Here is a 25,844-nt window from a genome sequence, read left to right as displayed (position 1 = left end):
ACGTAGTGGGACTACGGACGTAGTGGGACTACGGGAGTAGTGACACTGCGCCAGCAGTGCCACCCCCGGGGTGGCACTACGGAAGTAGTGCCACTACATCCGTAGTCAAAGCCCTCGGGGAGGCGCCACCCGGGGGTCGTCTGCCGCCGCGACCACCGCACCGGCCGCCGCCCGCGTGCTCTCCGCCCACGCCGTCACCTGTTCCGCCGACATGCAGGCGAGGCAGGAGGTGCAGTCCACCTCCGTGTAGTGCGCCGCGAACTGCCGCTCCGCCTCGGTGGCGTCCACCTCCGCGTCGTGCCAGAAGTTCTCGACCAGTTCCTCCGGCGCCAGTCCCCCGGTCGCCACGCACTCGGCCGCCTCCCACACGTGGCAGCGCCAGGAGATCCCGTACCCCGGTTCGACGACGCCGAGTTCGGCCAGTGCCGCGCTCAGCAGTCCGATCAACTCGGCCGGAGACTCGCTGCGGGCCCGCCCGGCGAGGTCCCGCAGAGCGGGCGAGTCCTCACCGGCGACGAGCAGGTCGGCGGCGGCCATCGGCAGGTCTTCGGGCGGCACGAGGCCGGCTCCGTGTCGCCAGGCCAGGGTGTAGACGGGGTCCATCCCGTCATCCTGCCGTACCTCGAACCCCACCGACGAGCGGTTTCACACCGGCCGCACCCGTGCCCTCAGCAGGCAGAACTCGTTCCCCTCCGGGTCGGCGAGGACGTGCCACGACTCCTCGCCGCTCTGTCCGACGTCCACGGGCACGGCCCCGAGGGCGAGCAGCCGCGCCAGCTCCGCGTCCTGGTCCCGGTCGGTGGGGCTGACGTCCAGGTGCAGCCGGAGCTTGCCGACCCGACGGGGGTCGGAGCTGGGGCTGATGACGACGGTGGGCAGCGGTCCGCCGAACCCGACGCCGGGCGGGCCGAGTTCGATGCTCCCGTCCTCCTCGCGCCCGGTCTCGACGTAGCCGAGGACGGCGGCCCAGAAGACGGCCAGGCCCTCGGCGTCGGCGGCGTCGATGACCAACTCGCTGATACGGCATGCCATGCGGGGCAGTGTAGGCCGCCCGTACGGAACCGAGATCCGAGAACCGGAAGCCGGAAGCCGGGAACCGAGCACGGCCCCAACCCCGGCCCCGACCCCGGCCCCGTACGGGCGGCCTCGCGGGATCAGCCCGCCGTGACGGCCGTCGGCGTGCCGCCGGTGACGCGCAGCAGTTCGCCGTACGTCAGCGGCACCACGGTGTGCGGGTGGCCGGCGGCGGCCCAGAGGACCTCGTACCGTTCGAGCGCGGTGTCGACGACGGTGCGCAGCGGTGCCGGGTGCCCGGTGGGGGCGACGCCGCCGATGGCCTGGCCGGTGGCGGCGCGGACTTCGTCGGCGCCGGCCCGGGTGATCGGGCCGGTGCCGAGCGCGGTGGCCAGGTGGGCGGTGTCGACGCGGTGGGCGCCGCTGGTCATCACCAGCAGGGGTGCGCCGTCGCACCGGAACACCAGGCTGTTGGCGATCGCGCCGACCTCGCAGCCGAGGGCGGCGGCGGCCTCGGCGGCCGTACGGGCGGAGTCGGGCAGGACGACGATCTCGCCGGTGACGCCGGCCGCCGCGAGCGCCCGGGCCACGGCCTGGCTGCGGGCGGGGAGAGTGGAGTCGGTCATCGCCCCATCATGCCTTTCGGGTTGCGGAGGCGCGGGCCACGGCGCCCAGCACCGCCCGTACCCCCGCCGTGAGCACGGAGGTGTCCCGCCCGGCGCCCCAGGCGGCCGCGCCCCCGACCCGCACCTCCACGTACGCGACGGCCTCCGGCCCCGCGCCGACGGCGTGTTCGGTGAAGGAGAGGATCTGCGCGCCCAGCGCGTCGGCGACGGCGTCGAGCGGCCCGGTGCCGTTGCCGGGGCGTCCGTTGACCTCGGCGCGGTCGCCGTCGACGCTCCACGTCCAGTCGGCGGGGACGGCGTCCAGGTAGGCGGCGCGGAACAGCGCGTACAGTTCGGCCGCCGTCATCTCGCGCCCGCTGTCGTCGGTGGCCTCCTGCACGACGCGGGCGAAGTCGATCTGGAGGCGGCGGGGCAGGTCGAGGCCCTCGCCGGTCTGGAGCAGGTGGGCGATGCCGCCCTTGCCGGACTGGCTGTTGACGCGGATGACGGCCTCGTAGGAGCGGCCGAGGTCGGCCGGGTCGATCGGCAGGTAGGGCACGGCCCAGGGGGCTTCGCGCTCGGGCAGTCCGGCTTCGGCGGCGGTCTTGGCGTGGTGGGCGAAGCCCTTGCGGATGGCGTCCTGGTGGGTGCCGGAGAAGGCGGTGTGGACGAGGTCCCCCGCGTAGGGGTGGCGTTCGTGGACGGGCAGGCGGTTGCAGTGTTCGACGGTGCGGCGGATCTCGTCGATGTCGGAGAGGTCGAGCATCGGGTCGACGCCCTGGGTGTGCAGGTTCAGGGCGAGGGTGACGAGGTCGACGTTGCCGGTGCGCTCGCCGTTGCCGAACAGGCAGCCCTCGACGCGCTGGGCGCCCGCCAGGACGGCGAGTTCGGCGCAGGCGACGCCGGTGCCCCGGTCGTTGTGGGGGTGGACGGAGAGGATGACGGACTCGCGGCGCTCGAGGTGGCGGTCCACGTACTCGATCTGGTCGGCGTAGACGTTGGGTGTGGCGATCTCGACGGTGGCGGGCAGGTTGTGGATCACGGGCCGCTCGGGCGAGGCGTCCCAGAGCCGGGTGAGGCCGTTGCAGACCTCCAGGACGTAGTCGGGCTCGGTCAGGTTGAACACCTCGGGGGAGAACTGGAAGCGCAGGCCCTCGCGGTCGCCCGCGAGCCGGTCCATCCCCTGGGCGGCCTCGGTGATCAGCGCCCGCACGCCCTCGCGGTCCTTGCCGAGGACGACCTCGCGCCAGGTGGGGGCGGTGGCGGTGTAGAGGTGGACGACGACGCGGGGCAGGCCCCGGACGGACTCGAAGGTGCGGTCGATGAGGTCGGCGCGGGCGGCGGTGAAGACGACGACGGTGACGTCCTCGGGCACGGCGCCGGGGGTGGTGGCCAGGCGGCGGACGAAGTCGAAGTCGGCGCGGCTGGCGGAGGGGTAGCCGACCTCGATCTCCTTGAAGCCCATGGCCAGGAAGAGGTCGAACATGCGCTGCTTGCGCTGCGGGTCCATCGGTTCGGCGAGCGCCTGGTTGCCGTCGCGCAGGTCGACGGGCACCCACAGCGGCGCCCGGTCGGTGCGGCGGCCGGGCCAGCGGCGCAGCAGGGCGGGCACCCGCACCCGCTCGTGGGCGGGGCGGTAGCGGTGGGAGGGCATGGAGCCGCCGCGCTGGGGGTTCCAGGCGGGGGCGGCGGCGGGGACGGGCCCGGCGGGGGGGCGCAGGGGGGGGAAGGGTGTGGCGGGTCGCATCGCGGGTTTCCTTAGACGGGTACCGGCGACCGGCAGGACGGCGCCCCGCAGCGGGGTGCCGGTCCGGTCAGACCCCGCTGCGGCCGCCGAGAAGGAGTCCGCCCATGACGCCCCGGAGGGCGTGGTTCCATGCCTGCATGCCGGTAGAGTAGCCAGCAGACGACTCCTCAGACAACCTGACAGGTGAAGGAACATGACCACCCCGCTCCCCCCGCTGCGCCCCTCCCCCCTCGCCCAGCAGGCCGCCGAGCGGATCGAGCAGCAGATCCGCACCGCGGTCTGGCCGGTGGGCGGACGGCTTCCGGGCGAGGTGACGCTGGCCAAGGAGCTGGGCGTGGGCCGCTCGACCGTGCGGGAGGCGCTGCGCACCCTGGCCGCGGCCGGGATGGTGCAGAGCCGTCAGGGCGCGGGGGTGTTCGTGACGGCGGACCGGCCCGCCGAGGACTGGCCGTCGAGGCTGCGCCGGGCGGAGCTGGCGCACGTCTACGAGGTGCGCACGATGGTCGAGGTGCAGGCGTCCCGGCTGGCGGCGCTGCGCCGTACGGAGGCGGATCTGCTGGCGGTGGACGCGGCGCTGGCGGCCCGGCAGGCGGCGGGCGAGGGGGACGACGCCGCGTTCGTGGACGCCGACATCGCGCTGCACACGGCGATCGTCGCCGCCGCCCACAATCCCGTGCTGGACGACCTGTTCGCGCAGTTCGCCCCGGTGCTGCGGGAGCACCTGGTGGCGCTGGTGGGCGTGTTCGAGCTGCGGGCGATGGACCGCAACCACGGGTACGCCGCGCACGCGGAGCTCGTCCGGGCGGTGCACGAGGGCGACGCGGAGCGGGCGGGGCGGGTGCTGGCGGCGGAGCTGGAGGCCACCCGGGCGCGGCTGCTCACGGACTGAGACGGCGTCGGATTCCTGTCGAGTTCCGGCCGGCGCCCCGGACGGTCGGCGGAATCGTGTCACACAGTTTTCACACCCCGGCCATCCGTTGGCCGTGACCTGCCATGACACTGTGTCAAGCCTTGCCGATCGGGCTTGCTTCGAATACTGACGGTCAACGAACGGATGACGTTGTGTCCGAGCGGTGATCGAGTACGACCCAGGTGGCGAACACCCGTTCACCCGACTCACACGGTATGACTAATATCGCCTCGTCAGTTCGTCCCAACAGCCCCCGGCCGGCCAGCCCCCGAAAGGGCGGGCCGACAGTCCCTAGGAGCCAGCTCTGCGTGCGCGTGCGAATCGGCGGCCCCCGACGCCGAAGCCCCCCCGCAGGCGTCGTCCGCGCCTGACCCTGCGGGCGGCGCTGCTCGTCCTGGCCGTCGTCCCCAGCCTGGCCCTCGTCCTCCTGTGGGCCGTCACCAGCGGCGAGACCGTCGCCGACTTCCAGCGCCAGGCCGCCCAGGGCCTGCTCGCGCAGAAGGCCGGCCAGCCGTCCAACATCGTCTACTACAACCTCCAGGAGGAGCGCCGGCTCACCGCCGAGGCGCTCGCCCACCCCGGCGGCGACACCGGACCGCTGCACCGTCAGCGCCTGGCCACCGACGAGGCGGTGAGCCGGTTCAGGACCCTGTCCGGCGAGACCGCCGACAGCGCCCCCGCCGAGGTGCGCGGCGCCGTCGCCGAGGCCCGGCAGGCGATGAACCGGCTGAGCGAACAGCGGGCCGCCGTCGACCGCGGCTCCGTCGACCAGCAGACCGTCTACGGCTACTACACCGACCTCATCGCCGTGGACCTGCGTTTGTTCACCGCGCTCAGCCACGTCGACAACGGCGAGGTCACCTGGGTCTCCAAGACCCTGGTCAACGCCTTCTGGGCCAAGGAGATGCTCGCCCGCGAGGACGCCCTCCTCGCCCGCGGCTGGCCCTCCGGGCGGCTCAGCGCCGCCGACTTCCAGCAGGTCCAGCTCGCCATCGGCGCCGAGGACCACCTCTTCACCGTCCAGATCCTCCCCTACCTGCCCGAGGCCGAGGCCCGTACCTGGCGTGCGCTCATGAACAGCCCCGCCTGGCAGGCCAAGGCCGCCGTCGAGCAGCAGCTCACCCGGTCCGTCGCCGCCGACCCGGGCGGCGCGGTGCGGCTGCCCGCCGTCCAGGACCAGTGGCGCCAGGCCGTCGACCAGCTCAACCCCCAGCTGGTCGGGGCCATCGAGACCCGCACCGACGGCATCGTCGAGGTCGGCAAGGGCACCATCACCGACCTGCTCACCAGGGTCGTCCTCACCACCGTCGTCGGCCTCGTCACCGTCGTCGCCGTCGTCGTCGCCAGCTGGCGGATCAGCCGCACCCTGCGCCGGCGCGTGGCCGACCTGCACGGCCAGGCCGAGGAGATGAGCCGCACCCTGCCCGAGGCCGTCGACCGGCTCGGGCGCGGCGAGCGCCTCGACGCCGAGACCGCCACCCCCGCCGTCGCCGACGAAGGCCGGACCGACGAACTGGCCAGGCTCGGCCAGGCCCTCAACCTCGCCCGCTCCTCCGCCCTCGCCGCCGCCGTCCGCCAGGCCGAGCAGCACCGCGGCTTCGAACGCCTCCTCCAGCGCATCGCCCGCCGCACCCAGCTGCTGATCGGCCGCCAGCTGCGCAAGCTCGACGAACTGGAGCGCAAGCACGAGGACCCGGAGGTCCTGGAGGGCCTCTTCGACCTCGACCACCTCACCGCCCGGCTGCGCCGCTACGAGGAGAACCTCGTCATCATGGCCGGCGGCCAGCCGCATCGGCGCTGGCGCAAGCCCGTCCCGCTGCTGGACGTGCTGCGCGCCGCGCAGGGCGAGGTGCCGGACTACCGCCGGGTCATGATCGAGGTCGAGGGCCACCCCTGGCTCTCCGAACGGGCCGTCGGGCCCGTCGCCCACGTGATCGCCGAACTCATGGAGAACGCCACCACCTTCTCCAAGCCGCCCACCCCCGTGGAGGTGCGCGCCGCCATGGTCGGGCGCGGGCTGGCCATCGAGATCGAGGACCGGGGCCTGGGCATGGACCCGGACCAGTACGACGCCGCCAACCGGCTCATGGCGAGCCCGCCGCGCACCGACGTGCTCACCCGGGCCGACGACATCCGCCTCGGCTTCCACGTCGTCGCCCGGCTCGCCGCGCACAGCGGGCTGCGGATCGAGTTCCGGCCCTCCGCGTTCGGCGGCACCCGGGTGGTCGTCCTCGTGCCCGAGGAACTGGTCATCGACGGGGACACCGGGCTGCCGGAGTCCGCGGCCCCCGCCGAGGAACCGATCCCCCTGGTACGGCAGTCGCGGCGCACGGTGCTCTCCGCGGCCACCGGCCCGAGCAGCCCGGAGGCGGACTCCCCGGAGGAGACCGCGCCCGCCGTCGCGCCGGTGGAGGTGTACCGCAGGCTGATCGCGGACGGCCTCGCCAAGCCGAGCCCCGCCAGGACCGGTCCCGCCAAGCCCGGTGGCCCCGGCGGGCCCGGCGCGTGCGAGGAGGGCGCGGAGGGCGAGGAGGGCGCGGAGGGCGAGGAGGGCGCGGACGTCGTCGAGCAGCCCATCCAGCACAGCTCGCCCATCTACCCGGACATCGCCTACGCCCGGGTCACCGACGCGGAGGCGCCGTACGCCGACGAGCAGTACCGCCCCGCCGACCACTACCGGCTCGCCGAACGGCGCAGCCGCGAGTACGCGCCCGCCGAGCCGCCCCCGCCGGTGCCCGTCATGGGCGGGCAGAAGCCGCTGCCGCAGCGGGTGCGCCAGGCCAGCCTGGCCGCCGAGCTGCGCGTGCCACCGCCCTCGCAGCAGTGGGTCGACCCGGCGCCGGACGCGGCCGAGACCCCCTCGGAGCCGGCCCCGCACCCGGTCCGGCGCTCCGGCGCCGCCATCGGCGCCTTCCAGCGGCAGTCCCGGGCCGCGCGCGCCCAGGCCGGCTCCCCCGCTTCCCCCGCCGGCGCCGGCTCCCCCGCTTCCCCCGCCGCAGCACCGTCGTCCGTGGACACCACCGCGCCCCTCGCACCCGCAGCGGACGCCGCCCGAACCACAAGAACGGATGAGCAGCCATGAACCGCACCACCGCCACCCACCAGGACCTGGACTGGCTGCTGGACGGACTCGTCGACACCGTGCCCGGCACCCGCAACGCCGTCCTGCTCTCCGACGACGGCCTGGTGGTCAGCCACTCCGCGGGCATCGAGCGCGCCGACGCCGAGCGCCTCGCCGCCGTCGCCACCGGGCAGCAGTCCCTCGCCCGGGGCGTCGGCCAGCTCTTCGACGGCGGGCCGGTGCACCAGGTGATCGTCGAGCTCGCCGAGTGCTGGCTGTTCGTCGTCGCCGCCGCCCAGGGCACCCACCTGGCCGTCATCGCCTCGCAGGAGGTGGACGCCGAGGTGATGTCGGTGGCCATGCACACCCTGGTCCAGCAGGTCGGGCAGAAGCTCGGCACCCCGGCGCGGGCCGGCTCCCCCTCCGAGCCCGCCGCCACCTCCTTCGACGCCTTCGCCACGCGGAACCGGGCCTGAACCGGGTGGGCGGCCCGTACGGGGCCGAGCCGGACGGGATCGAGCCCAACGGGGCCGAGCCGGACGGCTTCGAGCGGCAGCAGCGCGAACGGGCCCCGCACTGGAGCGAGTTGGCCGAGGAGGAGGACGGCCAGGACGAGGCGGGCATCATGGTCCGCCCGTACACCATCACCCGTGGCCGAACCGCCCCCGACCGCGACGACCTCACCCTCATCACCGTGCTCACCACCGACGAGCCGGCCGCCGACGCCGCCCTCGCCCGCGCCGGCCGCTCCGGCAGCCGCGCCCTCCAGCGCGAGCACCGGCTGATCCTGGAGCGCTGCCGCCGCCCCGCAGCCGTCGCCGAGGTCGCGGCCGGGCTCGACCTTCCGGTGTCGGTCACCAAGATCCTGCTGGGCGACCTCATCGCCCAGGGGCTCCTCAACGCCCGGGCCCCGATCTCGGTGGCCCCCGCCGTCGGCGGCCCGGACACGGGCCTCCTCTCGGCCGTACGCGACGGACTCCGGAGACTCTAGAACCATGGCAACACCCCAGCCCGCGGCCCCCGCCGCGGTCAAGATCCTGGTCGCGGGCGGCTTCGGCGTCGGCAAGACCACGCTCGTCGGAGCCGTCAGCGAGGTCGCCCCGCTGCGCACCGAGGAGTACCTGACCCGGGCCGGCATCGGCGTGGACGACCTCGACGGCATCGACCAGAAGGAGACCACGACCGTCGCCCTCGACTTCGGCCGGATCACCATCGGCCCGGAGCTGGTCGTCTACCTGTTCGGCACCCCCGGGCAGGAGCGGTTCTGGTTCATGTGGAACGACCTGGTCAACGGCGCCCTCGGCGGCGTCGTCATCGCCGACACCCGGCGGCTGGAGACCAGCTTCGCGTCCATCGACTTCTTCGAGGGCCGGCGCATCCCGTTCGTCGTCGCCATCAACTGCTTCCACGGGGTCAACACCCGTACCCCGCAGGAGATCCGGGCCGCCCTCGACCTCGACCCGCAGGTGCCGATGCTCATCGGCGACGTGCGCGAACGCGCCTTCGGGCGGGACGTGCTGCTCGCCCTCGTCGACCACCTGCTGGCGCTGGCCGCCGCCCCGGCCGTCTGAACTCCCCGCCCCCGCTGCTCCTCCCCGCTGCTCACCGCTCTTCACCGCTCTTCACCGCACGTCTGGAGAACCACCCGCCATGACCCCACCCCTGCGCGTCCTCGTCCACGGCGGCGGCATCGGCGGCCTCACCGCCGCCCTCGCCCTCTCCCTCCGCGGCCACCGGGTCGACGTCGCCGAGCTGCGCGAGCAGCCCGAGGCGCTCGGCGTCGGCATCATCCAGCCCTCCAACGCCCTGCACGTGATGCGCGAACTCGGCGTGCTGGACGCCTGCTTGGCCGAGGGCTTCGAGTGGGAGGTGCTGACCATCTGCGACCCGGCCGGCGCCACCCTCGCCCGGATCCCGCAGCCCCGGATGGCCGACGCCCCCGCCGGCAACGGCATCCCCCGCCCGGCCCTGGCCCGCATCCTCGCCGAGGCCGCCGCCAAGGCGGGCGCGACCCTGCGCTTCGGCACCACCATCGACTCGCTGGCCGAGGACGGCGACGGGGTGGACGTCACCCTCGCCGACGGGCACTCCGCCCGCTACGACCTCGTCCTCGGCTTCGACGGCATCGGCTCCCCGCTGCGCGGGCGGCTCTACGGCGAGGCGTACGCGCCCGAGTACACCGGCTTCGCCAACTGGCGCGTCACCCTGCCGCGTTCGCCCGAACTGCACGGCGTGCTGATGTCCACCGGCAACCTCGCCGCCAAGGCGCTGCTCACCCCGATCAGCGACGAACTGATGTACCTGGGCTCGGTGTTCGCCGAGGCCGAGGACTTCCGCCCCGACCCGGCCCGCGCCCACGAGCAGCTGCGCGAGCGGCTCGCCGGCTTCGGCGGCCCTATCGCCGAGGCACTCGCCCAGGTGACCGACCCGGCCGCGGTCGTCTACTCGCGGATCTCCCAGGTCACCGTCGAGGAGCCGTGGCACGTCGGCCGCATCGTCCTCGCCGGCGACGCCGCCCACGCCTCCACCCCGCACCTCGCCCAGGGCGCGGCCATGGCCGTCGAGGACGCCCTCGTCCTCGCCGAGTCGCTGTTGGCCGAGGACACCGTCCCCGCCGCGCTGGCCGCCTGGGAGCAGCGGCGCCGCCCACGCGCCATGTGGGTGCAGGCGCTCTCGCGGGCCGTCCTCAAGCAGGAGACCGGCACCCCGACCACCGAGGAGGAGGACGCCCTCCTGAAGATCGGCGTCCCGGGCGCCGCCCACGTGCTCGTCCAGCCGTACTGAGGCCGTACCGCGAACGGGAGTTGCCGCCCTGCCCCGACCCGGGGCAGGGCGGGGGCATGCCCGCCGACCCGTACGTGTTGCGCCTGCGCGAGGACGCGCGCCTGCGGCGGGCCTGGCGCTGCTCGTCTTCCGGCTCCCCTAGAGGAGAGCGGCCGCCGACTCCCGTGCCTCGCGCAGCCACTGCGCCCGGTCCTGCGGCGACGAGTCGGTGACCGTGCGGAAGACGGTCCGCCGCACGTCCGTCACACCCGCGTACGGCAGGATGCAGGCCGCCCAGATCCGCTGCAGCGGATCGCCGAACTCGCCCTGCTCCCGGGCCTCCGGGGTGTCCGAGGTGTTGAGTACCAGCGCCCGCCCGGCCTTCAGCAGCCCGGCGGGCTCACCGGCGGCGGTGCCCAGCTTGTACGCGACCCCGGGCACCAGGACGCGCTGCGCCCAGCCCGCGAGGACGGCGGGCGGCATGCCCCACCAGTTGGGGTGGATCAGCACCAGGGCGTCCAGCGTCGCCACCTCGGCGCGGTGCAGGGCGAGTTGGGGGTCGCCGCTGGTGCCGTGCGCGTCGACGGTCTCGGTCTCCTCGGCGGTGACCAGCGGGGCGAAGCCCTCCGCGTACAGGTCGTGCGCCCGTACGTCGCAGCCCCGGTCGCGCAGTTCGTCGACCACGGCCTCGTAGAGCGCGTGGTTGAAGCTGTCCTTGCGCGGGTGCGCCAGGTAGACCCCGATCCGGCTCATTTTCCGTCCCCCTCAGGTTGGTTGATGTCGTGGCGGCACTCCCACACCGCCGCCGAGACCCGGGCGAGCAGGCGCGCCGCCGGGTCGGTGCGGTCGCTGCCGTCGGCCAACGGGCCGCTGTAGCAGACCGCGAGGACGTACGGCGGGCAGTCCGCCGGGTGCACCACGCCCACGCAGAGGCGGGCGCCGGGCACCCACCCGTTCTTGAACGCGATCCGGGTGCCGGGCGGCAGACCCGCGGCGAGGTCCACCCGGAAGTCGTTGCGCTCGAGGAGGGTGAGCAGCTCCGGCTCGTCGGCGAGGGAGTGCAGCAGCCGCACCAAGTCGCCTGCGCTGACCCGGTTGTGGACGCCCGCCTCGCGGGCGGCGTAGTCCTCGATCCCGCGCGGTGTCGCACTGCGGGTGGCCCCGGCGCGCCGCCAGACCTCGGCGACGGACTGCTGGTCGGTCCGGGCGAGGCAGAGGTTGGTGGCCAGGTTGGAGGAGTGGGTGATCATCCGCTCGGCCAGCAGCCGAAGCGGCGCCCGGGTGCCGATCAGCTCCCAGGGCAGTGGATCACTGTCCCAGGCCGGGTCGTTGCCGAACTCCCCGCCGACCACGGACTCGAACCGGTTCACCACCGGGATCTGGGCGTCGAGGTCCGCCCCGCCCCGGACGAGCGCGGCCAGTACCGCGACCTTCATCGTGCTCGCGGCGTCGTGCAGCTCGTCGGCCCGCCGCTCGAACACCGGCACCGCATCCCGCGCCCAGGGGGCCACCACGACAGACAGCATGGCCGAAGCGTAGTGCGTGGCCGGGGTCGCAGGCCCGGGCGCGTAGCCGGGCGCGTAGCCGTGGGAACCGACAGGCGGGGCCGGACGAGTCGTCGGCGGCGACTCGTCCGGCGCGTTCCTCAGGTGGCGGTGGGCTTCGGCAACGCTCCGAGGAGGGGCCATTCGCGGTGGTACGGCGGCAGCGGGAGCTTGCCCTCGATGACCGGGGTGCCGAAGATCTTCAGGTGGGCGAGGAGGGCGCCGTTGAGGTCGACTCCGCCGACGAGGGACCAACTGCCCTGGGCCTGCGGGGCCTTGCCGGAGGAGTCCGCGACCAGGGAGCCCTCGGCGCGGGCGCTCAGGTACGGGGCGACGCCCGCTTCCACGCCGACCGTGTCGTAGAGGCCGAGGTTGATGTCGGCGCCGAGCGCGGCCCGGACGGACGCCTTGCCGTTGAGGCGCAGTTGGACCGGCGTCACCTTGGTGTCCGCGTCCGTGGTGGAGGTCCAGCCCTTGCCGCCGGTGTAGTCGGCGCGGACGGCCCAGGTACCGGCGGCGTCCTGTTCGGCTTCCAGGTGCACCTGGCCGTCGGCGCTGACCTCCAGGTAGCAGGTGAGGCCCAGGTTGACGACGACGGGCAGTCCGGCGACGGTGAGCACCGGGTTGGCCTGGAGCTTGGCGAAGGGCACGCGGACGGGTGCGGCGCCGGTGCCGCGCTTGGCGTCGCCGGTGACCTTCCAGTGGGCGTGGGCGCCGAGGTCGAAGCCGACGGAGGCGGTGCGGGGGCCGGCCGCGGTGGCGCCGTGGTAGGCGAAGTGGACGGCCGGGTGGAGCTGGAGGGAGCCGGTGGCGGCCAGGCTCAGGCCGTCGGGGAGGGGGACGGGGGCGTTGAGGTCGACCTGCAGGGTGCCGGAGGCGTCGGCCTTGACGCCGCCGGGGCCGTCGGTGCCGACGGTGGCCTTGAGGTCCTTGACGAGCGGGGTGACGGCGATGCCGTGCACGTCGATCGGCACCTGGCCGTCGGCCTCGGTGGAGCCGAGCAGTTCGCTCAGGTTCGCGGGCCGGGTGGCGAGGGCGAGGCTGTCGCGGGCGGCGCCGGGCTTGACCGCGGTGACGGCGAGCAGGGCGCCCTGCGGGGCGGCCTCGGTGGGCGGGCTGGCGAGCAGTTGGCCGGGCTTCGCGGCGGTGGTGTCGCCGCCCGCTCCGGACAGGACGGCCGTGCCCGCGGCCGCGTCGTATCCGGTGAGCTGGAGGTTCGTCGCGGTGGGGGTGACGGCGCCGCCGTCCTTGGCGGGGCTGCCGACGGCCGCCCGCCGCTCGCCCGCCGGGGCGACGGCGACCGTGCCGGGCTGTCCGGCGGACGGGCGGTTCGCGGCGCCGGAGCCGGAGCCAGTGCCAGTGCCGTTGCCGGAGCCGGAGCGGGCTCGCGGGCCGGCCTGGCCGGGTGCGGTGGCCGCCGGACTGCCCCCGGCGGTGGTCGCGTCGGTGGCGGCGGCGGCGGCCGGTTCGAGGGTGGCCTGGCCGGTGCCGGGGGTGGAGGGGTGGCCGCAGGCGGCGGTTCCGGCGAGGAGGAGGGTGAGGAGGGCCGGGCCGGCGGCCCTGGCTATCGAAGGCTTGAGCGAAGGCTTGGGTGAAGGCTTGGGTGAAAACTTGGGCGAAAACTTGCGCGAGGGATTGAACACGCGGCGTCATGTTACTGATGGGGAATCAGTTTGTCGAAGCGGCCGGTGGACGACTGTATACGCAGGTCAGCCCAGTCGCGAAGCCGGGAGCGGGCCGGTCTCCAGCAGGCCCGGTGCAGCACCGGCGGCCAGCTCCTCCAGGTACCGGGCACGCGGCACCGGCCGGGCCCCGAGGCTGCGCGCGTGCGGGCCGTCCCACTGCACGTCCAGCAGCCGGCCGCCCGCCGCGCCGAAACGGGCGCCGAGGTCGGCGACGGCCACCCGGGCGGCGTCGGGGCGGCGGTGGAACATCGAGTCCAGGCTGAGCACCGGCCCGGCCACCACCCCGAACGTCCCGCCGACCAGTTCCTCCCCCTCCCACACCTCCCCGCTGTGGGCCGCGCCCCGCGCGTTCAGCTCCAGCAGCGCATCCCGCAACTCCGGGGTGAGCCAGGCGGGTTGGCGCCCCTCGGCGCAGGCGTCGACCACCCGGCCGAAGGCCCGGTCCACGCTCGTCCACCACCCCAGCCGGTTCCGCAGCCGCCGCCCGAGCCCGCCCGGCACTCGCACCCCGCCCGGCGCCAGCACGGGCCGGGGGTCGGGCGACCACCAGGCCAGCGCGTACGGGTCCTCGCCCGGCAGCAGCGCGATCTCCCCTGCCGCTACGGCCTGTTCGTACCGCGCCTCCGCGTAGGCACTGGCGAACACGTCCGCCGCCGGGAGCGGGAGCAGCCCCCGCCGGTACGCCTCCAACACGACCTCGGCCCCCGGCTCGCCGCCGAACGCCACCGGGGCGTCCGCGGGCGCCCGGTCGAGGTCCAGCCCGGCGAAGAGGCTCATCGCGGCTCCCCGAGCAGCCCGTCCTCCGCCATCCTCCGCAGGTAGTGGTCCAGCAACGGCCCGTCCACGCGCGGAAGTTCGGTGCCGCTCCCCGCCAGGACCGTGTCCGCGTTCTCCCGGTCGAACCTCGGGAACGTCGGCCGGAAGTACAGCTCGCTGATGCTCAGCTCCCCGCCCGGCGCCCGGTCGACGAACAGCGGCACGAACGGCGCGATCGGGTGCGTCGGATGCCCGGCGGCGAACCTCACCAGGTGGCGCACCCAGTCCCCGTACGGGAGTTCGGAGATGCGGTGCCCGTGGGCCCGCATTCGCGCGGCCAGCTCCGGGAGCGTGGCGGGCGAGGGCGAGGTGAGGTGGTAGACCTCGCCGTCGGCCGGGGCGTGGGCGGCGATGTGGGCGATGGCACCGGCGAGGCGGTCCGCCGGGACGAAGTCGAGCGGCAGCCGCACGTCCGGATAGGTGCCGCTGTCGGCGAAGTAGGCGATGAGCGCACAGAGTTCGGTGCCCGGGTTCATGGCCCCGCTCGCCAGGTCGCCCGTGACGTCGTTGGTCCGCAGGACCGTCACCGGCAGTCCCGCCGCGGCCGCCTCGTGCAGCAGCTGCTCCGCCACCCACTTGCTCTCCACGTACCCGACCCCCAGCCGCTCGGGGTGGGCGAGCGGGGTCCGCTCGCTCACCTCCGCCACCCCCGCCGCGCCGAAGCCGGCGAGGACCGCGAGGGTGGACAGGTAGTGCACGGGCACGCCCCGGCTGTGCCCGGCGAGGCGCACGACCTCCCGGGTGCCCTCCACGTTCGCGGCGCGCAACTGGTGATACGGGTAGAGGAAGTTGACCTGCCCGCCCAGGTGGTGGACGGCGTCGAGGTGCTCCGCCAGCCACCGGTACGGGCCCTCCGCCAGCCCCAGCCGGGGCGCGGTGAGGTCCCCGAGGAGCGGCACCACCCGGGGGTCGACGAGGTCGTGGCGCAGGTAGCGCTGCTGGGCGGCGCGCAGCCGCTCGAGGGCGTGCTCCTCGTCGGGCGCGCGGACGAGGCAGTGGATGCGGGCCCGGGTGGTGGCGAGCAGGGCGTGCAGCAGGTGCGCGCCGCAGAAGCCGGTGGCGCCGGTGAGGAGGATCTCGGCGGGGTCGGCCCGGCTGGGGGCGGGGTTCCAGGACTGCCGTACGGGGACGGCGAGTCGGGCTTCGGCGGCCCAGTCGACGGCGGCGGTGTCCGCGTCCGTGCCGGCCTGCGCGGTGGCGGCCAGCGCGGCGGCGAAGGCCCGTAGTGTCGGGTCGCGCAGCAGGGCCCGGGTGAGGGTGCGGACCTCGCCGACGGGGAAGCCGAACACGATCCGGGCCCGCGCGAGCATCTCCATCGCGAGCAGCGAGGTGCCGCCGAGTGCGAAGAAGTCGTCCTCGGGGCCGACGAGTTCGACCCGGAGCAGCTCGGCCCACAGCTGTGCGAGGGCGGCCTCCCCGGCGTTCGCGGGGCCGGGCGCTCCGGCCGGACGGGCGAGCGGCTCCGCGTGCGGCAGCCGCCGACGGTCGATCTTCCCGGCCGGGGTGAGCGGCATGGCCTCCAGTGCCACGAACGAGGCCGGGACGAGGTACGCGGGCAGCAGCTCGCCGAGGTAGGCGCGCAGGTCCTCGCCCCGGCCCCGCCCGGTGTAGTACGCGGTGAGCGTGCGCGATCCGTCCGGCGCGGTGCCGTCCGCCGTCACCCGGGCCTGCCGGACGGCCGGGTGCGCGGCGAGGACGGCTTCGATCTCGGCGGGGTCGACGCGGTGTCCGAGCACCTTCACCTGGTCGTCGAAGCGGCCGAGGATCTCCAGCTGCCCGTCGGCGCGCCAGCGCCCGGCGTCGCCGGTGCGGTACATCCGCTCGCCGGGGGTGGGGGCGTACGGGTCCGGCAGGAACGCTTCCGCGGTGAGGCCGGGGCTGCGCCAGTACCCCCGGGCGAGTCCGGGGCCGGCGAGGTGGATCTCGCCCTTCTCGCCGGGGCGTACGGGGTTCAGCGCGGCGTCCAGTACGTGCACCCGCACGCCCGGCAGCGGTCGGCCGATCGGCACCGGGGCGGTGTGCGCGGCGTGTCCGGCGTGCCCTGCGTGCGTGGCCTGCCCGGCATGCGTGGCGGCGTCCAGCACCGCCTCCGTGACCTCGCAGAGCGTCGAGGTGACGGCCGCCTCCGTGACCCCGTACGCGTTGAGCAGCCGCACCCCGGGCAGCCGGGCGAGGCTGTCGCGGCAGTCGTCGGCGTGCACCACGTCCCCGCCGACGACCACCAGCCGCAGCCCGTGCGGCGCGGGCCCGGAGGCCGGCAGCAGGCCGAGCAGCTGGTGCCAGTAGGCGGGCGTGAGGTCCATCGAGGTCAGACCCAACTCGCCTATCAGTACGGCGAGTTCGGTCGGCGCCCAGGTGAGCGCGCCGCCCGGCACCACGGTGGCCCCGGCGAGCAGTGGCGCGAAGACCTGCTCCAGCGCGGTGTCGAAGCCCAGCGCGGCCAGCTGCGGCACCCGGTCGCCCGGGCGCAGCCCGTACGCGTCGATGACCCGGTCCAGCGTGAACAGCAGTGCCCGGTGACCGACCGCGACGCCCTTCGGGTGGCCGGTGGTGCCCGAGGTGTAGATCAGGTACGCCAGGCCGTCCGCCCCGAGGTCGGCCTCCGCCCCGGCTCCGGCCTCCGCAGCACCCCCCGTGGCGTCGACCGCGACCCCCACCACCCCCTCGAATCCGTCACCGTCCGTGATCGACACCCGTGCCCCGCAGTCCTCCACCAGCCCCGCCAGCCGCCGGGCCGGGCTCCCCGGGTCCAGCGGCAGCAGCGCCCCGCCCGCCTTGAGCACCGCCAGCCAGGCCGCCACCAGCGCGGCGCCGCGCTCCAGGCACACCGGCACCACCTGCTCGGGCCCGACCCCGCGCTCCCGCAGTGCGGCGGCCAACCGGTCGCTCCACGCGTCGAGTTCGCGGTAACCGAGCGTCACGTCGTCGGCCTCCACGGCGACGGCCTCCGGGGTCCGCGCCGCCTGCGCCCGGAACCGCCCGACCACCGTGTCCCCGCCGGAGCCGCCCGAACCGCCGGACCCGCCGGAGCCACCAGGCCCAGCGGACCCACCGCCCCCGCCGACGCCGGCACCCGAGAACCCCAGCTCCCCCGGCCGCCACTCCCGTTCCACGTACGCCCGGCAGTCCGCCGCCCCCGCCGGCCCGTACACCCGCCGCCACCCCTGCGGCACCTCGGGCACCCCCGCCCCGCCCGGCCATATCGCGTACCGACCGTGGCCGTCGACGACCACGGCGTGATGCCCGGGGCTCCGCTCCGTCCCCGTGCCCCGTGCGCTGTCTGCTGCGTCGTCCACCGGCTTGACCTCGTGCTGTGGCGGCAGAATGCTGGGAGTGCGACATTTCCGACTATACGCACTCACGGCACAGGAGGACCGCCCGGCCGAAGAACCCCCGGGCGCCCCTCTCACATGCCTGTGCCCGACCCGCCCTCGCCCGAACTCCCCGCCCGAGCGGCGGGTGAAGTCGCGGAGGAGGTAGCCTCGTTGACCCGTCGGCGCCAACGCCTGATGACCTGTTACCTGCTCTGGATGGTGCTGTTCACCGGCGTCTACTACCTCAACCCGGCTCAGCGCATCATCTGGTGGACGGGCATCGGCCTCGGCGGCGTCGCCGCGATCGTGGTCGGCGTCCGGCTCAACCGGCCCGCGCACGCCCGCCACTGGTACCTGCTCGCGCTCGCCAACCTGAGCTTCACCGCGGGCGAGGTCGTCCAGGCCGTCCAACTGGACATCCTGCACCGGCCCAACCCGTTCCCCTCCGCCGCCGACGCCCTCTACCTGGGCGAGTACGTGCTGTACGCGGCCGGCCTGCTCGGCTTCCTGCGCTGGCGCACGGCCCGTCAGGACCGCGCGGGCCTGCTGGACGCACTGATCCCCACCATCGGGCTGGCCCTGCTCGCATGGATCTACCTGATCCTCCCCTACGCCCGGAACCCGGACCTCTCCTGGCTGCAGAAGGCCGTCTCCATCGCCTACCCCCTGGGCGACGTCGTCGTCCTCGCCCTCATCCTGCGCCTGCTCACCCCGCACGGCGGCAAGTCCCGCTCGCTGCACCTGCTCGTCCTGGGCTCCGTCGGCCTGCTCGTCTCGGACGTCCTGTACGGGCTGATCCAGCTGCACGGCACCTGGCGCATCGGCACGCCGGTCGAGCTGGGCTGGGCGGCGTACTACACGGCCTGGGGCGCGGCGGCGCTGCACCCGTCGATGGTCGAGGTGACCAGACCGGTGCCGACCCAGCAGCCCGACCCCGGCCCGGCCCGCTTCGCGCTGCTCACCCTCGCCTCGCTCATCGCCCCCGCCATCCTGATCATCGAGTCCGTGGCCGGGAACACCAGCAACGCGGGCGTGATCGGCGCCTTCTCCGCCGTGCTCTACCTGCTCGTCCTGGCCCGGCTGGCGGTCGTGGCCGTGGACCGGCGCCAGGCGGTGGCCCGGGAGCGGGCGCTGCGCGAGGCGGGCGCGCGGCTGACGGCCGCCGTCACGGTGGAGGAGGTCGCGGACGCCGTGCAGGAGGCCGCCTCCACGCTGATGCCCGCCGAGGCCGGGCACGTCGCCCTGCTGGCCGTCTCGGAGGGCGGCGTCCTGCACGTCCGGCACGCCGAACGCGGCGCCGCCCGCCACTCCCCGGCGGCCACCGACGACGAGGTCCTCGCCCTCGCCGCCCACCGCGAGACCGTCCTCCTGCCCGTCGAGGAGATCGGCAGCGACCTCGCCAACCGCCTCGACGGCATGCCCGCCGCCCTGCTGTGCCCGCTCACCCTCGCCGAGCGCCCCTCCGGGGACCCGCTGATCGGCGCGCTGATCGTCACCGGCACCGAACTGGAGCTGACCGGCCTCTGGGGCTCCCTGGAGATCCTCGCCGCGCAGGCCGCGCTGGCCGTCGAGCGGGTGGTCCTGAGCCAGGAGGTCACGCGCCGTAACAGCGAGCTGTACTTCCGCACGCTGGTGCAGAACGCGGGGGACGTCATCCTGATCCTCGACGAGGACGACGGCGTGCGCTACGCCTCCTCCTCGGCCGAGCGCGTCCTCGGGTACCCGGCGCTGGACGGGCGGCCGTTCAGCGACCTCGTCCCGCCGGAGGACAGCCGGGCGGTGGGCAAGGCGCTGGCCCGGATGCGCGGGCCCACGGAGCCGTCCCCCGGACGTGAGCAGAGCCGCGAGCAGCCGCGCGAGCACTGGCGCCTGCTCCGGGAGGACCGGACGCCCATCGAGGCCGAGGTCCGCTACACCGACCTGCGCGCCGACCCGACCGTCGAGGGCCTGGTCCTCACCCTGCGTGACGTCACCGAGCAGCGCCAGATGGAGCGCGAACTGACCCACCGGGCCTTCCACGACTCCCTGACGGGCCTGGCCAACCGCGTCCTGTTCGCCGACCGCGTCGGCCACGCGCTCTCCCGGGGCGAGCGCAGCGGGGCCGTCACCGGGGTGCTGTTCATCGACCTCGACGACTTCAAGATGGTCAACGACACCCAGGGCCACGCCGTCGGCGACGAGCTGCTGGTGGCCGTCTCGCTGCGGATCTCCACGGCGCTGCGCAGCTCGGACACGGCCGCCCGCCTCGGCGGCGACGAGTTCGCCGTCCTGGTCGAGGACGCCTACACGCCCGCCGACGTGGACGCCATCGCCGACGTGGTCCTCGCCGCCTTCGCCGAACCGTTCAGGCTGCGCGCGGGCGCCGTACGGGTGGGGGCGAGCATCGGGGTCGCCACGACGGAGGACAGCGTGGACGCGGCGGAGCTGCTCACCCACGCCGACCTGGCCCTCTACGCCGCGAAGGCCGCCGGCCGCCGCCAGTGGCGCCACTACCGCCCGGCCCTCCAGGCGGGGCTGGTGGAGCGGCACGAGCTGAACGAGAACCTGGACGAGGCGATCGCCGAATCCGCCTTCCAGCTGTACTACCAGCCGATCGTCGACCTGCGCTCGGGCGAGCTGGTCGGCTTCGAGGCCCTGGTCCGCTGGCCGCACGACCGGCGCGGCATGGTGCTGCCCGACGAGTTCATCTCCCTCGCCGAGGAGAGCGGCCAGATCGTCCCCCTCGGCGCCTGGGTCCTCGAACGAGCCGCCCAGGAGGCCGCCGCCTGGCAGGCCGCCTCCCCGGCGCGCACGACGCCCCTGCGCGTCAACGTCTCCGCCCGCCAGTTCCGCGACCCCGGCTTCGTCGACGTCGTCCGCCACGCCCTCGACACCTCCGGCCTCCCGGCGACCTCACTCGTCCTCGAGCTCACCGAATCCGTGCTGATGCGCCACGACGACCGCGTCCAAGCCGACATGGCGACCCTGACCGGGCTGGGCGTCGCCCTGGCCGTCGACGACTTCGGCACCGGCTACTCGTCCCTCTCCTACCTGCGCGAGTTCCCGATCTCCCTGCTCAAGATCGACAAGTCCTTCGTCGACGGGCTCGGCCACTCCGCCCAACAGGACGCCCTCGTCGAAGGCATCACCCGCATCGCCGAGACCCTCGGCGTCCAGGTCATCGCCGAGGGCATCGAACACCCCGCCCAACGCGACCGCCTCGCCGCCATGGGCTGCCCCCTCGGCCAGGGCTACCTCTTCGCGCACCCCCTCACCTCCCCCCAGGCCCGTGCGCTCGCCCGTACCGGGTGACGTCACCCGTCCGCGGCGCCCGTACCGGCGGGTACCGGAAGGGGCGGCGCCGCGTCGATGACGTGACGCTGCCCCCACGCGCCCAGGGGTTCGAGCGCCTCGTTGAGGCGCAGCCCCGTCTCCGTCAGCGTGTACTCGACGCGCGGCGGCACCTCGTCGTACGCCCTGCGGTGCACGATCCCGTCCGTCTCCAACTCCCGCAGGTGCGCCGTGAGGACCTTCTCCGTGATGCCCGGCACCATCCGCCGCAGCTCGCCGAAGCGGCACCGGGGCCGCTCGGACAGCGCCCAGATGACCAGCACCTTCCACTTGCCGCCGATGACCTCCATCGCGGCGTCGATCCCGCAGACGTGCCCACCGGGCCTCGGCACGGTCGCCATCGCCCCACCCCTTCCGACCTTGTCACTCACCTCAGGGTAACCACCCACCTCGAAGTGCGTACTTGATCATCAACGGGCCCGCCCCGAGGCTGGACGACATGCCGACCAACACTTCCAAGACCCCCCTGACCCTCCTCGGCCTCGGCGCGATGGGCGCCGCCCTCGGCCGCGCCTGGCTCGCCGCCGGCCACCCGCTGACCGTCTGGAACCGCACCGCCTCCCGCGCCGAATCCCTGGCCTCCGAGGGCGCGGTGGTCGCCGTGAGCGCCGCCGAGGCGGTGGCGGCCAACCGCCTGGTCGTCGTCTGCCTCCTCGACGACACCTCCGTGGAGAAGACCCTCGCCGAGGTCGACCTGCGCGGCAAGGACGTCGTCAACCTCGTCACCAGCACCCCCGCCCAGGCCCGCGCCCGCGCCGCCTGGGCCGAGCAGCGCGGCGCCCGTTACCTGGACGGCGGCATCATGGCCGTCCCCCCGATGATCGGCGTCCCGGCCGCCGGGCCGTACGTGTTCTACAGCGGCTCCCAGCCCCTCTTCGACGAGCACCGCACCACCCTCGCCGCCCCGGCCGACGCCCGCTACGTCGGCGCGGACGCCGGGCACGCGGCCCTGCACGACGTGGCGTTGCTCAGCGCGATGTACGGGATGTTCGCGGGCCTCACCCACGCGTACGCCCTCGTGCGCGGCGAGTCCGTCGCGCCGACCGACCTCGCCCCGCTGCTGACCGCCTGGCTCGGCGCGATGGCCGGCGCCGTCACCACCACCGCGCAGCGCCTGGAGAGCGGCGACTACACGACGGACGTGGTCTCCAACCTGGGCATGCAGGTCGCGGGCAGGGCCACCCTGCTGGGCACCGCGGAGGAGCAGGGCGTCAGCGCCGAACTCCTCGCGCCCTTCTTCCGGTTGATGGAGCAGCGGCTCCAGCAGGGCAGCGCCGAGGAGGACCTCACCGGGCTCGTCGACCTGCTGCGCCGCTGACGGCGGGGCGCGCGGAGCGCGGCGGGCCGGGGCGGGCCGGGGCGGGCCGGGGTGGCTCACGCGCTCTGCGGGGCCGGGGCCGGGCCCGACGGCTGGTTGCCTCGTGCCAGCTCGGGGACGAGCGAGATCGAGACGCCCGCCACGAGGAGCCAGGCCGCGACGGCGAGCGCCAGGGTCACCGGGAAGGACCACTGCAGGTCGGCCAGCACGGCCGAGCCGATGAGGGACCCAACTGCCTGCGCGGCCCGAGCAGGCCGTAGGTGATCACCACCGACCCGAGCCCGATCAGGAGCGAGTGCGGGATCATGGACGTCCAGGAGACGTGCGTGGCGTCGTGCCGGTGGCCGGGGTGCGGAGAGGTAGGCCCCGGCCTCGTCGTAGCGGTCGACGAAGCGGACGAAGCCGAGGGCGACCGCGGCGATCGATCGTCACGACCGCCCTGCTGTGAACCCGTATAAACCCGCGTGACCTCCAGGGCGACACCCGCGACACTGTCCCCCATGACGAGCCCCGCGCCACTGCGCCCCCGCGCCCTGAAGCCCGGCGACCTCGTCGTCATCGCCTCGCTCTCCGGGCCGCTGCCCGCCGCGTACGAGCCCAACGTCGAGCGGACGGTGGGCGTTCTCCAGGGCATGGGATTCCGCGTCCGCCGGGCTCCGCTGCTCGAGGCCGGGCGCCGGCACTGGTGGAGCGCCGCCGCCCCGGCCGAGATCGCCGCCGAGCTCAACGGCCTGCTCCGCGACCCCGAGGTGCGTGCGATCGTCGCCAGCGACGGCGGCCAGACCGCCTTCGGCTACCTGGACCTGATCGACGTCGAGGCCGTCCGGGCCGACCCCAAGCCGATCCTCGGCTACAGCGACATCTCCCTCCTCCACCTGGTGCTCCACGCCCGCACGGGCCTGGTCGGCTTCCACGCGGACATGGCCGTGCCCGGCTTCGGCGGGAACTGGCAGTCCGTGCCCGAGGCGCGCCGCGCCGAACTCTCCGCGCTGTACGCCAGGTTGCTGACCAGCACCGAGCCGATCGGCGCGCTGCCCACCGGGCCGGCGTGGGAGTGCTGGCGCCCCGGGCGCGTCGGGCGCGTCGAGGGGCCGCTGATCGGCGCGGTGATCAACCGCATCGTGCTGGCGCAGGCGACGCCCTTCGCCCTGCCGCTCGAACGGTTCGACGGCGCGGTGCTGTTCTGGGAGGAGATGGGCGGACACGCCTCGCACGTGTGGAGCTACCTCCAGGTGCTGCGGCACTGCGGCATCCTCGACCGGATCGCCGGCATGGTCGTGGGCGTTCCGCGCGAGATCACCGGGCTCGAGCCCGGCGCGTCCCCGACCCTGCGCGAGATCGTCCTCGACGTCCTCGGCGGGCGTGACATCCCGGTCCTGGGCAACGTGGACTTCGGGCACGCCGGGCCGAACCTCCCCGTGCCCGTCGGCATCCGCGCCGAACTCGACGCGGAGCGGCGGAGGCTGGCGCTGCTCGAACCGGCGGTCAGCTGAGCGCCGATCCCGTCCGGTACAGCTCCACCAGCAGCGGGCGCAGCGCCTCACCGCGGGGCGTCAGCCCGTACGAGGTCCGCACGGGGAAGCCCCGCACGCGCTCGCGCACCACCAACTCCCGATCCTCCAGGGCCCGCAGGCGCTCGGCGAGCACCTTCGGGCTGATCCTCGGCAGCCGTTCCCTCAACTCCCCGTAGGACGCCGGGCCGTGCATCAGTTCCCGCAGCACCAGGGTGGTCCAGCGGCCGGCGATCGCCGCGAGGGCCACCTCCACCGGGCAGCCCTGCTCCGGGTTCCCCGTGCGGCCGCGCTCGTCGGGGACCAGTTCCTCGTCCCAGGGCCTGCCGGTTTCCGTTTGGTGACCCACGCGGGGCCCGACTTCACTGCTCACATGACTCACCACCCCACCACCCTCCCCCTGACCACCGACCCGGCACAACACCCGGCCGTCTTCGCCGCCGCCTTCAACAGCGGCGCCCCGGACGCCCTCGCCCAGGTCTACGAGCCCGGCGCCCTCTTCGTCCCCGCCCCCGGGCGCACCGCCACCGGCCCCGACCTCGCGCGCGCCAGCGCCGAGTTCCAGTCCCTGGGCGTACCCATCACCGTCCACCCCCGGCACACCTACGTCACGGGCGACCTCGCCCTCCTGATCGTCGACTGGACCATCAAGGGCACCACCCCCGACGGCACCGACATCCACCTCACCGGCACCGCCACCGACATCGCCCGCCGCAGCCCCGACGGCCACTGGCGCTACGCGATCGACAACCCCTTCGGCACGGCCTGACCCGCTGCGCGCAGGAAGTCGGCCGGACCGACTTCCTGCGCGCGGCGGCGGCCGTCGGGGCCGGGGGTGGGGACGGTCGGGGGTGTGTTCTAAGGTGTCCGGTCATGATCACGCGTCCCACCGGGCGAGCGCAGGGGCCGTACGACGCGGCCTTCCTGCCGCGCCGGCAGATGAGCCTCCGTGCGGCCGAGCAGCCGATCCGTGAGCCGGTGGCCAAGCTGGGCGGGCAGCCCGTGTGGCTGAGCGAGCCCGCCTGGCCGGTGGACCCGTCCACCGGGCGTCCGCTGGTGTTCGTCGGGCAGTTCCCGGTCCCCGGGGACGAGCTCCGGCTGGCCTACCTCTTCCTCGACGAGGAGGACCTCATCATGGGCGGCCTCGATCCGGAGCGCGGCGACGCCGTCCTTCTCGTGCAGCCCGGCGGCCGCGTCCCCTCCTTCGCCGTCATCGGACCGCCCGGCACGCAGGGGCGGACGCTCTGGCGCTGGGGGTCCGACGAGTCGGAGGTCCCGGTCGAGTGGCACCTCGACCTCCAGCCGGTGTCGCCCGAGATCGACCGTTCGATCGACGAGCAGGCGGCATGGGAGCGGAGCCTGCGCGGCGAGGGTCCCGACGTCGAGCAACCCGGCGGTGAGGATCTTCACGACTACCTCGGCGGCACCGCCTGCTACCCCAACAGCTACGCGCGCGTCGGCTCCCCCTGGCAGTTCCTCTTCAAGATCAGCGACGCATCCGACGACGGAGGCCCGTACGTCCTCAACTTCGGCGGCGGGTACGGCTTCGGTTTCGTCAGCCCCGACCACCTCGAGGGCCGCTTCTTCTGGGAGTGCTCGTAGTCCCTGGTTGCCGCACAGGAAGTCGGCCGGGCCGACTTCCTGTGCGGCGGAGCGCGCGGGAACTACGGAAGTAGTGGCACTACTGCAGTAGTTCCCCCGCCGGGGGAAGGTCCGTCCGGGCCTCCGGCTCCCCCGCGTTCGCGGACCGCGCCCAGTTCTCCGCCTGTTCCCGCGGCCACAGGAAGTGGGCGCCGAACTCCTTCTCCTCCCCGGGCTCCGCCTCCGTCAAGGCGCGCACCAGGGCGGGGCTGTAGACGGCACGGACCCGGAAGTTCACCAGGAACCGGCTCTCGACGACCATCCGTACGTAACGGCGGCTGTTCCCCCGATGCCGTCCGGCCACGATGACGCATTCACCGCCGTCGCCCCAGGCCGGCGGCGCGATCCACACCTTCGCCCCCGGCGCGAAGTGCCGGAGCCCCCTGCGGATCTCCTGGCCGCCCACGCCGTGCCTGGTCTCCTGGGCGACGTTGGCCACGAGGCACACGCCCAGCGGCTCCGGTCCGGTCTCCTCCGTCATCGCGCTGCCCCCCGTAGTTGGCGGTCAGCTCGGCCGCGTAGGCGTCCGGGAAGCCGCGGACGGCGGCGGGCTGCGCGGGCGGAGGCGGCGGACCGAGCCTCGGT

The 25,844-nt window shown here is 74.5% G+C and carries 24 protein-coding genes; 11 read left to right on the top strand and 13 right to left on the bottom strand.

Annotated elements, in window-relative coordinates; translation table 11 throughout:
• Positions 1 to 105: 105 nt before the first annotated feature.
• The 4 genes from IH61_RS0116065 to IH61_RS0116050 form a co-directional block, all read right to left on the bottom strand.
• Positions 106 to 603: a hypothetical protein gene (locus tag IH61_RS0116065; RefSeq protein ID WP_031070147.1), complete on the bottom strand. Its 498-nt coding sequence runs from the start codon at positions 601 to 603 to the stop codon at positions 106 to 108.
• A gap of 42 nt (positions 604 to 645) precedes the next feature.
• Positions 646 to 1,032 (bottom strand): VOC family protein, encoded by a 387-nt coding sequence (locus tag IH61_RS0116060; RefSeq protein ID WP_031070145.1) that lies wholly within the window; start codon positions 1,030 to 1,032, stop codon positions 646 to 648.
• Between the two features lie 122 nt (positions 1,033 to 1,154).
• Positions 1,155 to 1,640 (bottom strand): YbaK/EbsC family protein, encoded by a 486-nt coding sequence (locus IH61_RS0116055; RefSeq protein WP_031070143.1) that lies wholly within the window; start codon positions 1,638 to 1,640, stop codon positions 1,155 to 1,157.
• A 7-nt stretch (positions 1,641 to 1,647) separates the two neighbouring features.
• Positions 1,648 to 3,366 carry a 2-isopropylmalate synthase gene (locus tag IH61_RS0116050; RefSeq protein WP_031070141.1) on the bottom strand — a complete coding sequence of 573 codons (1,719 nt, stop codon included), beginning with the start codon at positions 3,364 to 3,366 and terminating at the stop codon, positions 1,648 to 1,650.
• Positions 3,367 to 3,559: 193 nt separating this feature from the next.
• On the opposite strand from IH61_RS0116050, the gene IH61_RS0116045 reads away from it, so the two are divergent.
• The 6 genes from IH61_RS0116045 (at position 3,560) to IH61_RS0116015 (ending at position 10,121) form a co-directional block, all read left to right on the top strand.
• Positions 3,560 to 4,255, top strand: coding sequence for a FadR/GntR family transcriptional regulator (locus IH61_RS0116045; RefSeq protein WP_031070139.1), 696 nt, complete (start codon positions 3,560 to 3,562; stop codon positions 4,253 to 4,255).
• Between the two features lie 388 nt (positions 4,256 to 4,643).
• The gene (locus IH61_RS0116035) at positions 4,644 to 7,358 is read left to right on the top strand and encodes a nitrate- and nitrite sensing domain-containing protein (RefSeq protein WP_078911137.1); all 2,715 of its coding nucleotides are present in this window, start codon (positions 4,644 to 4,646) and stop codon (positions 7,356 to 7,358) included.
• A complete protein-coding gene (locus tag IH61_RS0116030; protein WP_051837164.1) occupies positions 7,355 to 7,813 on the top strand; it encodes a roadblock/LC7 domain-containing protein in 459 nt (152 codons plus the stop codon). Before IH61_RS0116035 ends, IH61_RS0116030 begins: the two co-directional genes overlap by 4 nt.
• Positions 7,814 to 7,962: 149 nt before the next feature.
• Positions 7,963 to 8,328, top strand: a complete 366-nt coding sequence (locus tag IH61_RS0116025; RefSeq protein WP_037972842.1) for a DUF742 domain-containing protein — start codon at positions 7,963 to 7,965, stop codon at positions 8,326 to 8,328.
• 4 nt (positions 8,329 to 8,332) lie between these two features.
• Positions 8,333 to 8,908 (top strand): GTP-binding protein, encoded by a 576-nt coding sequence (locus IH61_RS0116020; protein WP_031070129.1) that lies wholly within the window; start codon positions 8,333 to 8,335, stop codon positions 8,906 to 8,908.
• Between the two features lie 79 nt (positions 8,909 to 8,987).
• Entirely contained in the window at positions 8,988 to 10,121 is a 1,134-nt protein-coding gene (locus IH61_RS0116015) for an FAD-dependent monooxygenase (protein ID WP_031070127.1), read from the top strand.
• Positions 10,122 to 10,259: 138 nt separating this feature from the next.
• Here IH61_RS0116015 and IH61_RS0116010 read toward each other — a convergent pair whose 3' ends face one another.
• The 5 genes from IH61_RS0116010 to IH61_RS44560 all read right to left on the bottom strand — a co-directional run bounded on the left by IH61_RS0116010 (position 10,260) and on the right by IH61_RS44560 (position 17,441).
• Entirely contained in the window at positions 10,260 to 10,853 is a 594-nt protein-coding gene (locus IH61_RS0116010) for an NAD(P)H-dependent oxidoreductase (protein ID WP_031070124.1), read from the bottom strand.
• A complete protein-coding gene (locus tag IH61_RS0116005; protein WP_031070122.1) occupies positions 10,850 to 11,626 on the bottom strand; it encodes a serine hydrolase in 777 nt (258 codons plus the stop codon). The genes IH61_RS0116010 and IH61_RS0116005 overlap by 4 nt, the downstream gene beginning before the upstream one ends.
• Before the next feature lie 119 nt (positions 11,627 to 11,745).
• Complete coding sequence (locus IH61_RS46975; RefSeq protein WP_051837162.1) at positions 11,746 to 13,287, bottom strand: hypothetical protein; 1,542 nt, start codon at positions 13,285 to 13,287, stop codon at positions 11,746 to 11,748.
• Between the two features lie 66 nt (positions 13,288 to 13,353).
• The gene (locus IH61_RS0115995) at positions 13,354 to 14,106 is read right to left on the bottom strand and encodes a leucyl/phenylalanyl-tRNA--protein transferase (protein ID WP_031070119.1); all 753 of its coding nucleotides are present in this window, start codon (positions 14,104 to 14,106) and stop codon (positions 13,354 to 13,356) included.
• Entirely contained in the window at positions 14,103 to 17,441 is a 3,339-nt protein-coding gene (locus IH61_RS44560) for an amino acid adenylation domain-containing protein (protein ID WP_158845031.1), read from the bottom strand. Before IH61_RS44560 ends, IH61_RS0115995 begins: the two co-directional genes overlap by 4 nt.
• Before the next feature lie 189 nt (positions 17,442 to 17,630).
• Here IH61_RS44560 and IH61_RS48520 point away from each other — a divergent pair, with 189 nt between their 5' ends.
• Positions 17,631 to 20,750 carry a putative bifunctional diguanylate cyclase/phosphodiesterase gene (locus IH61_RS48520; protein WP_158845028.1) on the top strand — a complete coding sequence of 1,040 codons (3,120 nt, stop codon included), beginning with the start codon at positions 17,631 to 17,633 and terminating at the stop codon, positions 20,748 to 20,750.
• A 2-nt stretch (positions 20,751 to 20,752) separates the two neighbouring features.
• Here the strand turns inward: IH61_RS48520 and IH61_RS0115980 are convergent, their stop codons facing one another.
• Positions 20,753 to 21,130: a winged helix-turn-helix transcriptional regulator gene (locus IH61_RS0115980; protein ID WP_031070113.1), complete on the bottom strand. Its 378-nt coding sequence runs from the start codon at positions 21,128 to 21,130 to the stop codon at positions 20,753 to 20,755.
• A 98-nt stretch (positions 21,131 to 21,228) separates the two neighbouring features.
• On the opposite strand from IH61_RS0115980, the gene IH61_RS0115975 reads away from it, so the two are divergent.
• Entirely contained in the window at positions 21,229 to 22,107 is an 879-nt protein-coding gene (locus tag IH61_RS0115975; RefSeq protein WP_031070111.1) for an NAD(P)-dependent oxidoreductase, read from the top strand.
• Positions 22,108 to 22,163: 56 nt separating this feature from the next.
• Here the strand turns inward: IH61_RS0115975 and IH61_RS46970 are convergent, their stop codons facing one another.
• The gene (locus IH61_RS46970; RefSeq protein ID WP_158845025.1) at positions 22,164 to 22,316 is read right to left on the bottom strand and encodes a hypothetical protein; all 153 of its coding nucleotides are present in this window, start codon (positions 22,314 to 22,316) and stop codon (positions 22,164 to 22,166) included.
• Between the two features lie 291 nt (positions 22,317 to 22,607).
• On the opposite strand from IH61_RS46970, the gene IH61_RS0115965 reads away from it, so the two are divergent.
• Positions 22,608 to 23,600: a S66 peptidase family protein gene (locus tag IH61_RS0115965; RefSeq protein WP_031070110.1), complete on the top strand. Its 993-nt coding sequence runs from the start codon at positions 22,608 to 22,610 to the stop codon at positions 23,598 to 23,600.
• Here IH61_RS0115965 and IH61_RS0115960 read toward each other — a convergent pair.
• The gene (locus IH61_RS0115960; RefSeq protein ID WP_031070108.1) at positions 23,593 to 23,967 is read right to left on the bottom strand and encodes a winged helix-turn-helix transcriptional regulator; all 375 of its coding nucleotides are present in this window, start codon (positions 23,965 to 23,967) and stop codon (positions 23,593 to 23,595) included. The two genes, IH61_RS0115965 and IH61_RS0115960, sit on opposite strands and share 8 nt — an antisense overlap.
• Positions 23,968 to 23,991: 24 nt before the next feature.
• Between IH61_RS0115960 and IH61_RS0115955 the strand changes: the two genes are divergently transcribed.
• Together IH61_RS0115955 and IH61_RS0115950 are read left to right on the top strand one after the other, a co-directional pair.
• Positions 23,992 to 24,387, top strand: coding sequence for a YybH family protein (locus IH61_RS0115955; protein WP_031070106.1), 396 nt, complete (start codon positions 23,992 to 23,994; stop codon positions 24,385 to 24,387).
• 104 nt (positions 24,388 to 24,491) lie between these two features.
• Complete coding sequence (locus IH61_RS0115950) at positions 24,492 to 25,220, top strand: hypothetical protein (protein WP_031070104.1); 729 nt, start codon at positions 24,492 to 24,494, stop codon at positions 25,218 to 25,220.
• Positions 25,221 to 25,299: 79 nt separating this feature from the next.
• On the opposite strand, the gene IH61_RS0115945 is transcribed toward IH61_RS0115950, so the two are convergent.
• Entirely contained in the window at positions 25,300 to 25,740 is a 441-nt protein-coding gene (locus IH61_RS0115945; RefSeq protein ID WP_051837160.1) for a hypothetical protein, read from the bottom strand.
• Positions 25,741 to 25,844: the final 104 nt, after the last annotated feature.

This window comes from Streptomyces sp. NRRL WC-3742 (genome assembly GCF_000720635.1).
Lineage (GTDB): Bacteria > Actinomycetota > Actinomycetes > Streptomycetales > Streptomycetaceae > Kitasatospora.
Note: the sequence above shows the minus strand (reverse complement) of the source record. Positions and strands in the feature narration are given on the sequence as shown.